The sequence below is a fragment of the Pseudoalteromonas sp. Z1A6 genome (assembly GCF_011378745.1).
In the GTDB taxonomy this organism is placed as follows: Bacteria; Pseudomonadota; Gammaproteobacteria; order Enterobacterales; family Alteromonadaceae; genus Pseudoalteromonas; species Pseudoalteromonas arctica.
Genome location: NZ_WTKW01000468.1, coordinates 1 through 2,616, shown reverse-complemented (window position 1 = coordinate 2,616; position 2,616 = coordinate 1). Strand labels below are relative to the sequence as shown.

At 36.5% G+C, this 2,616-nt stretch carries 3 protein-coding genes; all 3 read left to right on the top strand.

The genetic code is table 11. The annotated features are described in order from the left end of the window. The coding region (locus GQR46_RS18565) for a DUF4153 domain-containing protein (protein WP_165742003.1) at window positions 1–1,203 on the top strand (1,203 nt) is incomplete at its 5' end. Window positions 1,204–1,359: 156 nt separating this feature from the next. Beyond that, window positions 1,360–1,806, top strand: a complete 447-nt coding sequence (locus GQR46_RS18560; protein ID WP_165742001.1) for a DUF2147 domain-containing protein — start codon at window positions 1,360–1,362, stop codon at window positions 1,804–1,806. A 139-nt stretch (window positions 1,807–1,945) separates the two neighbouring features. Further along, entirely contained in the window at window positions 1,946–2,413 is a 468-nt protein-coding gene (locus GQR46_RS18555; protein ID WP_007583762.1) for a YHS domain-containing (seleno)protein, read from the top strand. Window positions 2,414–2,616: the final 203 nt, after the last annotated feature.

Below are 2,616 nucleotides of genomic sequence, written 5' to 3'. Positions count from 1 at the left end.
ATAAAATTTTTCTCTGAGCTACTAAGAAATGAATGGTTTTGGATCCCAACCTTAACGCTCGCATTTGCCTTTGCGAGTGTCATATTTAGAAAGCTTTTGAACATTGAAGATAATATCGCTTTTTTACTACAAACTTTAATTAAGTTTTTATTGCCTGTTTTATCAGTTATTTCTCTCGGTTTTTTAGCAACACTTCCTTTTACCGGACTCAATAAATTATGGGAGACCGGAAGTGGCAGTTTATTAGTAATGTGGCTGCAGGTGCTCACGTTGTTTTTTGTTAACACTGTTTATAAAGATGACTCATCAGTTCGCCCTTATCACATGCTCTTGCACCGACTCGTTTTTATAAGCGTTGCGTTACTTCCAGTTTATAGTGTTATTTCTGCCTATGGAATTTACTTACGGGTAGAGCAGCATGGGCTAACAGTAGATCGTTGTTGGGGCATTTTGATTTGGTTTTTATTGGCGTGTTTTTCGTTTAGTTATCTTGTTGGAATTATAACAAAGCGAGACAATTGGCTAGAGCCGCTTAGCAAAATAAATATTGTGATGGGGTGGGTGGTGCTCGTTAGTATGCTTGCTGTTAACTCCCCTTTATTAAATTTTCAAAGCTTATCTACAAACAGCCAAATAGCGCGTTTAGATGCAGATAAAGTAACAATAGAAAAGTTTGACTATTACTATTTTGAGCACAGCTTAGGTCGCCAAGGTTATTTAGCTATGCAGTTATTAAAACAGAAAATTGAAACGAGTCACCCAGAGCAATACGCTATTATCGATAGGATGTATGTAAATAATGAGTTTGCTTTAACGCTTGAACACACAGTCGATGATTTTATTGAGCGCAGTGTATTTTGGCCTTCACGAGCGCTAATACCTCAAGATTTAATAGAGGCTGTATTTTCTGATCAACATTTTTACGATCGTAACTCTTTAAAAGAACATACTTACTATTTCATTGGCATGGATTTAAACAATGATGATGAGCTAGATTTTATAGTGATAGACGAAAATAATGGAAATATGACCGCATATTTTTGGTTATTCGACATGGGTAAGTGGCGCTCAAGATATATGAATGTCGAAAATCCTGAAGAGATTAGATATCTTAAAAATATGATTGATAATAACGAATTATCTTTAGTTGAGCCTGAATATTCAAATCTAAAAATAGGGGATGTTGTTTTTAAAGTAAGGTAATACGTTGCTTTGTTTTTTATGCTACAGATCCTTAAACCTAAACTAATGATTATTAGTTTAGGTTTGTTGTTATTTTATGTACAGCGCTTTAATAGTGTGTTTATAAATCACCTGATATGATTTAGCCATTGGCCACTTAATTTAAAAGGCAACACAATGAAAAAGTTAAATAAATTAGCATTACTTAGCACATTAGCAGCCACCATTTTTGCAAGCCAAAGTGTGCTTGCAGCTATTTCGCCAGTAGGGCTTTGGAAAACAATTGATGAGGATACAAACCAAGCTAAGTCGTATGTACGTATTACCCAAACCAACGGTGTATTAAGCGGCAAAGTTGAAACCATTCTTAACCCTGCAAAACAAAACGATATATGTACCGAGTGCGATGATGAATTAAAAGACCAACCTATTCTTGGCATGACTATTATTAAAGACGTAAAAGCACAGGATGATGGCATCTGGGGAGACGGTGAAATACTCGACCCAACAAATGGCAAAACTTATACTTTACAACTAACCCCGCAAGAGGAAGGTAAAAAGCTTGAAGTACGCGGCTACATTGGCTTTTTTTACCGAAACCAATATTGGCTAAAAGTAGAGTAAGTTTTACTACTTATTTAATCACTGGGCGTTAAATAATTAAGTATTAACTGAAATCATTTTTGCGCTTTGCCTTTCTTACTCACTAAGCCAGCTATATTTAATTGGCATTCAATTTTGAGTAAATAATAAAGGAAAAAAGATGATTAAGTACATAGTTGCTTTAATAATGCTTAGCGCACTGTTAATAAGCGGTGGGGCAAATGCAAAGGATGATGCTGTAAATACGGGTTGGTTTAATAACACGGCTATTAAAGGGTACGACAGCGTTGCTTATTTTACGCAAAATAAAGCCGTTAAAGGCAGCGACAAATACACGTTTAGTTATTTAGGTGCCAACTGGCACTTTTCGAGTGAAGAAAACAAAACGACATTTGCAGAAAATCCAAAGCGTTATGCACCGCAATACGGTGGTTGGTGTGCTTATGCAATGGCTGATGAAGGTAACGCTGTAGGTATAGACCCAGAAGCATTTTATATTCACGAAGGTAAGCTTTACTTAAACTATAGCGAAAGCGTACAGCAAAAATGGTTAAGTAATTTACTACCGTACATTGTTATGGCCGATGGGTACTACCCACAAACAACCAATGTTATGACGTTTCAATAAATTACTCATATTGCTAGGGCGTGTTGATCTTTGTGGATTGAAATTTGTTCAATCTAGGGGCGATTAAATCGCGGCGCGAGGTTTGTAACCTAGTGGGCTAAGTAAAAACCGAGCAACAAAGAGTTGATCGCCCCTAAAAAGAACCCAGAGGGCAGTGCATGTTTGGCATTTATGCTGCGTTATCGCCTATTTATGGGGAATAA